We start from the raw sequence: 5,297 nt of genomic DNA, 5'->3' as shown, positions 1-5,297 counted from the left end.
TTTCTGTAACTGCCACTAAATCTGCTTCTTCTACCCCATCCACCTCTCTAACCTGGGGTAGCAAATTTTCCACTTCTGCTTGCAACTCTTGGTCATCTAAATCCGGATCTGATAGGGAAATTGTCACTTGAACATTAGATGTGGTTGCCATGAGCCTAAATAGTTTCAGTAACTTCTTTCATAAATTGTATAGGTTATTCTAGTATATCTAAGTTCGACTTTATCGAAGATAGCTCTAAGGTCATTGTCACAGAGCGATCGCAGAACTTTTCGGTCTACTGAATGTTAATAGTTAGTGGATAACTGTAGACTGTTGAGTGTTGACTAACAACCAAAAAAATGAATAATGCAAACCGATCCTAAACCAGGAACACTTTACATCGTCGGGACACCAATTGGCAATCTGGAAGATATGACTTTTCGGGCGGTGCGAATTTTGCAAACTGTAGATATAATTGCGGCAGAAGACACGCGCCATACTGGTAAACTGTTACAACATTTTCTAGTTAAAACACCACAGATAAGTTACCACGAGCATAATCGTCAAAGTCGCATCCCGGAATTATTAGAGCATTTAAAGAACGGTCAAGCGATCGCTCTGGTGACAGATGCAGGTATTCCCCTAATTTCCGATCCGGGATATGAATTGGTGAAAGCTTGTATTGAAGCGCATTTACCAATAGTACCAATTCCTGGTGCTACTGCTGCAATTACAGCTTTGAGTGCAGCGGGGTTGCCTACAGATAAGTTTGTTTTTGAAGGCTTTTTGCCGACAAAAGCTCAACAACGGCAAGAGCATTTAGAGTCTCTACAGACAGAATCTCGCACTATGATTTTCTACGAATCGCCGCACCGATTGCAAGAGACTTTACAAAATTTAGCAGAAATATTTGGAAGCGATCGGCAAATTGTCTTGGCACGGGAGTTAACAAAGTTACATGAAGAATTTTGGCGGGGAACAATTGGTGAAGCGAAAGCGAGTTATCAAAATCGCGAACCAATTGGAGAGTATACCTTAGTAGTGGGGGGAATTCCACCCGATAAACCGCAACTGAGTGAAGCCGAATTAAAAGCAGAATTAATCGCGATTATGAGTCAGGGAATATCGCGATCGCAAGCTAGCCGTGAGTTAGCAAAAGTTACATCCTTACCCCGTCGCCATCTCTATCAACTAGCTCTTGCCATCAAAACATTTGACCAAGAGCCTGATATCATAGAATAAGACATAATCGGTGGAGCGATTAATTTATCACGTTTGGCTAAAGCGTGAAAGCTTACTGAGGGATAACCGCTCCCATGCTCCCGTTGAAGTAAGAAGTAAATGTCTAGACTTGTCTAGGTTTTATATAGCAGAAGAATTACCAATTCAGCATTAAAGTTGCTTTTCTCCAACATCCCATAGAAAATGATTGTAACTGAGTAGTAATTTTACTACCAGTAAGTGCATAAAACCAACTTGGGCACAATAAATTGTGTCTAGTCATCATTATGAAAAAAGCAGTTTCAATCAAATTGAGGCTACTATTACAATGGAAATTATTCATAATGAGGAACAAGTCAGAATGACCCAAGTGGTTTTAGGAGACAACGAAGGCATAGATTCGGCTCTACGTCGCTTTAAACGCCAGGTTTCCAAAGCTGGAATCTTAGCCGACGTGAAGTATCATCGCCACTTTGAAACACCCATAGAAAAACGCAAACGTAAAGCAGTAGCAGCTAGACGCAAACGCCGTTTTAAATAAACCTATTTTGTGCTGGGGTTGCTTGATGAAATAATATTAAACAAGCCACAGCGCATTCAATATCATTTTTAAACAAACTAAGCGATCGCACCCCTTCTTGGGGTGTGAGTGCGCCTGCATAGCGAACGATATACAATAAATTTTAGCCTCTTTTGATTCGTAGTGAGCGGTTTACCGCTCGTCGCTCTTGGATTCTAACGGCTAAAGCCGTTACTACGTTAAGGAGCGTTTATTTATGCCCATCTACTTATCAATAACTCAAGATTGTGAGCCTGTAACAGTATAGCTATTACAGCGATTCATCGCCTTTTCTACTCCTTGCTTCAGGCTGAGTTCTACACACTCAACCACGAATTGGAGAACCTCGGACATCAATTTAGTTTCGCTGGCAGAAAATCGCCCCAGAACGTGGGATACAGTATTAGAATCATCGCTACAATCAGGATTTTTTGGTTTACCAATGCCGATTCGCAAACGGGGAAAGTTTTGAGTGCCAAGATGAGCGATCGCGCTTTTCATTCCATTATGTCCCCCAGCGGAACCAGATAACCGCAAGCGAGTTTTTCCTAAAGGTAAATCCATATCATCATAAATCACCAGCACCGACTCAGGCGGCAATTTGTACCAATTTATCACCGCTTGCATTGACTGTCCGGAGAGATTCATATAAGTAAGTGGTTTTAGCAACCGGATTTTCTCTCTATTTGGTGCAATTCCTTCGCCAAATTCACCCTGAAACTTGCGATTTTCCCCCAAAGGAATCTTCCAAGAACGAGATAGAGCATCCACAGCTGCAAAGCCGATATTATGGCGTGTTTTATCGTACTTAGGTTCTGGATTCCCCAAACCGACAATTAGCTGGGGAATTACCATCGTCACAGCTTCTGTCATTTTGCCTTTAGCTTTGTTGGGAAGAACTAGCAGTATCTTTCTGTGTTGAAGATGCTTCAATTTGCTTCGGTTCAAGTTCAGCAGTAGTTTTCACAGCTTCTTCCAATTTTTCAGCTTCCCGCTTAAACTCATTTTGAAACTCCGACGAAGCTTCTTGAAAGCCACGAATTGCCTTACCCATACTACGTCCAATTTCTGGTAGCTTCTTTGGACCAAAGATTAACAGCGCTACTACCATAATTAGACCCATTTCCGGCAAACCAATACCAAATATATTCATGATTTTTCATCCTTTAAACGTAAATGGATAGTGGATAGTGGATAGTGGTTATAAGTACTTTTTTACTACAAACAACCAACAACTATCAACCAATTATAAAAAAACCCGGACAAGCCGGGTCAAGTGCGATCGCTCGCACTACGCAAGATGAAGCCATATCGCATTACTTAGCTGCCTAAACTCCGCCAATCTACGTTTACATCCTGAATCAGTAGTGAGGAGTTGTAAACTTGGAGAATAATCAGCAAAAACACCAAAAATAACAGCATAAAAATACCCATCACAGGAGTCGTAGCCCAACCGGGGGCTACTTTACCATACTCAGAGTTCAATGGTCTGAGGATATCTCCCAACCTAGTCCGTTGTGCCATAATTCACCTTTAAATTTGAGTTGCACTCATCTTTTTTTAATCTTCTGTAATATTCTATAAGAATAGCACTCATAATTTATTTTTTGATTATGGAACCCGCAACAGTTCTTATCATTTCTGTTTGTGCAGGGGTGGTCGCCATCACCGTCGCATCGATTTATACTTCTTTTGGTCCTCCAAGCAAGCAATTAAACGATCCTTTTGATGACCACGAAGATTAGAATCATTCGTAGTCGGCGCTTCAGCGCTGTAGATCAACCAGCGCTGAAGCGCTGACTACGTAGGAAGACATCAAAGCTCAGAAATGACTTTGAAACTCAAGATTTTCCAAGGCTTTATGCTATGAGATGAGGATTCAGCGGTGGACAAATAGCGTTCCAACAAATCCACTGAATCTGCTAAACTTAACTTCAAATCGCTTGTCAAAGCCAACTCAGCGGTTTCTCCGTGACATTCATAACACCGGAGAATCCACTGTTGGTTATCTTCGCCTTGCTTAAACGCCATTAAAATTAAGTTCTCAGCGGATAAATTCAAGAAACTCATGCTTTCAGCCGCCTTGAGTTTTGAATTTGCAGTTCTGGCTGGCTTTAAGATAACTTGCAATGGAGTATTCAATTCATACCCACGCCTTACAGTATGAGCAGACTCCCAACTACCAGCGTGGGGATACAAGGCATAGGTAAATTCATGAAAGCCCCGGTCAGCTTCTGGGTCAGGCCATTTGGGACTGCGTAATAGTGTTAGTCGTAATTGCTGGGGTTGACTGTCGTAACCATATTTACAATCATTCAGTAAACTTACACCGTAAATACATTTATCTTGTTCCTCAGTTAAATCAGCCCAACGTAAAGCTGGGACTTCCCATTTGGCTTTTTCTGCTGGGGTTTCGCGTTTAGTTGGACGCCGAATTGCACCACAAGGAATTTCAAAGGTAGCAAAATCAACTTCGACATTCAGAGGAAAAGCTGCTTTCACCAAAACTTGACTTTCTTGCCAATTAACAGTGGTGGCAATTTTCAGCACGGGTGAACCAGCTTCTAAGATGTAATCTTGACAAAATTCTGATTTTCCTAATTGACGCACCACCCGCAGGCGATTTTGGACTAGACCTTGTTCTAACCATTGAATTGATTTAAGCTGCGTTGGTGGTAAAGGATGCTCGGCATAATTTGGATCGATATTCCAAGCATCCCAATATTGTCCGCTATCTTGGAAAGCTTGTAATTGATTACCACCTGCTTGAGAAAGAACTTCTCGATAATTTACCTTGTCAAAAATACTAGATAAATCACCATTTTCTTCATCAACAATGACTCTCAAAAACTCATTTTCTAAAGTCAATCTTTTTGGGTAAAAATGTTCTTGCTTTCGCAAACCCGTTTTGCTATCATCAGGATGTGCACTGCTATGGTCATTTTTAGGGTTAAGAGGACAGAGCCAGAAAATGCGATAGCCAAGAGAGGGGATATCCTGAGCAACGAAAATAAGCTCAGAGGGTTCTCTAAGTTGACAAGGCAAGACAACGCCAGCCAAATTGTATACGCAAGCGCCTGAAAAAGAATCAGGTAAATCAACAACAACTACCTCAGAACGCTGCCAATTAAGGGAATTAAAGACAAAAATGGGTAAACAGTCAGGCTGTGGTGGTTCTGGTAGAGTCATGTGAGATGCGATCGCACTCAATGAATTTTGCAATATCTTTGATCCAACTTGTTGGACTTCCTGCCAAGTTGGAAGTGCATCCGTATAAACTTCCCTAATGGAAGAACCGGGCAAAATATCGTGAAACTGGTTAAATAACACCTTTTTCCAAGCTGCTTCTATCTCCGCTTTCGGATAGATAGCTTTACAGATGATTGTCGCCAAAGCCGCAAAAACTTCAGCTTCATACAATAATCCTTCACAACGACGATTCCAACGTTTTTGATCAGCGTGGGTGGTATAGCATCCACGATGGAATTCTAGATAAAGTTCGTCATTCCAAACGGGGAAGGGAGGGGGGAGTGGGGA

General features: G+C 41.6%; 9 protein-coding genes. 4 read left to right on the top strand and 5 right to left on the bottom strand.

The window, feature by feature from the left end:
* Nucleotides 1–346 precede the first annotated feature (346 nt).
* Both rsmI and rpsU read left to right on the top strand, forming a co-directional pair.
* Nucleotides 347–1,222, top strand: coding sequence for a 16S rRNA (cytidine(1402)-2'-O)-methyltransferase (rsmI, locus tag OGM63_RS25635; RefSeq protein WP_263748532.1), 876 nt, complete (start codon nucleotides 347–349; stop codon nucleotides 1,220–1,222).
* 340 nt (nucleotides 1,223–1,562) lie between these two features.
* Nucleotides 1,563–1,742, top strand: coding sequence for a 30S ribosomal protein S21 (gene rpsU / locus OGM63_RS25630; RefSeq protein WP_029637478.1), 180 nt, complete (start codon nucleotides 1,563–1,565; stop codon nucleotides 1,740–1,742).
* On the opposite strand, the gene OGM63_RS25625 is transcribed toward rpsU, so the two are convergent.
* From OGM63_RS25625 to OGM63_RS25615, 3 genes are all read right to left on the bottom strand, one after another.
* Nucleotides 1,735–1,878 carry a hypothetical protein gene (locus tag OGM63_RS25625; RefSeq protein ID WP_263748531.1) on the bottom strand — a complete coding sequence of 48 codons (144 nt, stop codon included), beginning with the start codon at nucleotides 1,876–1,878 and terminating at the stop codon, nucleotides 1,735–1,737. The two genes, rpsU and OGM63_RS25625, sit on opposite strands and share 8 nt — an antisense overlap.
* Nucleotides 1,879–2,000: 122 nt before the next feature.
* On the bottom strand, nucleotides 2,001–2,633 hold the full coding sequence (pth, locus tag OGM63_RS25620; protein WP_263748530.1) for an aminoacyl-tRNA hydrolase: 633 nt from the start codon (nucleotides 2,631–2,633) through the stop codon (nucleotides 2,001–2,003).
* A 7-nt stretch (nucleotides 2,634–2,640) separates the two neighbouring features.
* A complete protein-coding gene (locus OGM63_RS25615) occupies nucleotides 2,641–2,913 on the bottom strand; it encodes a TatA/E family twin arginine-targeting protein translocase (protein WP_263748529.1) in 273 nt (90 codons plus the stop codon).
* A gap of 44 nt (nucleotides 2,914–2,957) precedes the next feature.
* On the opposite strand from OGM63_RS25615, the gene OGM63_RS25610 reads away from it, so the two are divergent.
* A complete protein-coding gene (locus tag OGM63_RS25610; protein ID WP_263748528.1) occupies nucleotides 2,958–3,092 on the top strand; it encodes a hypothetical protein in 135 nt (44 codons plus the stop codon).
* Here OGM63_RS25610 and psbH read toward each other — a convergent pair.
* A complete protein-coding gene (gene psbH / locus OGM63_RS25605) occupies nucleotides 3,081–3,284 on the bottom strand; it encodes a photosystem II reaction center phosphoprotein PsbH (protein ID WP_263748527.1) in 204 nt (67 codons plus the stop codon). The genes OGM63_RS25610 and psbH overlap by 12 nt on opposite strands.
* Nucleotides 3,285–3,373: 89 nt before the next feature.
* Here psbH and psbN point away from each other — a divergent pair, with 89 nt between their 5' ends.
* The gene (gene psbN / locus OGM63_RS25600) at nucleotides 3,374–3,505 is read left to right on the top strand and encodes a photosystem II reaction center protein PsbN (protein WP_263748526.1); all 132 of its coding nucleotides are present in this window, start codon (nucleotides 3,374–3,376) and stop codon (nucleotides 3,503–3,505) included.
* A 70-nt stretch (nucleotides 3,506–3,575) separates the two neighbouring features.
* On the opposite strand, the gene OGM63_RS25595 is transcribed toward psbN, so the two are convergent.
* Nucleotides 3,576–5,297, bottom strand: a 1,722-nt coding sequence (locus tag OGM63_RS25595) for an alpha-mannosidase (protein ID WP_263748525.1), incomplete at its 5' end; no start/stop codon positions are given.

The organism is Plectonema radiosum NIES-515 (assembly GCF_025753815.1).
Lineage (GTDB): Bacteria > Cyanobacteriota > Cyanobacteriia > Cyanobacteriales > Nostocaceae > Hassallia > Hassallia radiosum_A.
The sequence above is the reverse complement of the archived record's forward strand: the minus strand, read 5'-3'. Positions and strand labels throughout refer to the sequence as shown.

Coding starts and splice junctions, on each gene's coding strand:
- rsmI (WP_263748532.1), top strand. CDS start 347: ATGCAAACCGATCCTAAACCAGGAACACTTTACATCGTCGGGACACCA.
- rpsU (WP_029637478.1), top strand. CDS start 1,563: ATGACCCAAGTGGTTTTAGGAGACAACGAAGGCATAGATTCGGCTCTA.
- pth (WP_263748530.1), bottom strand. CDS start 2,633: ATGACAGAAGCTGTGACGATGGTAATTCCCCAGCTAATTGTCGGTTTG.
- OGM63_RS25615 (WP_263748529.1), bottom strand. CDS start 2,913: ATGAATATATTTGGTATTGGTTTGCCGGAAATGGGTCTAATTATGGTA.
- psbH (WP_263748527.1), bottom strand. CDS start 3,284: ATGGCACAACGGACTAGGTTGGGAGATATCCTCAGACCATTGAACTCT.
- psbN (WP_263748526.1), top strand. CDS start 3,374: ATGGAACCCGCAACAGTTCTTATCATTTCTGTTTGTGCAGGGGTGGTC.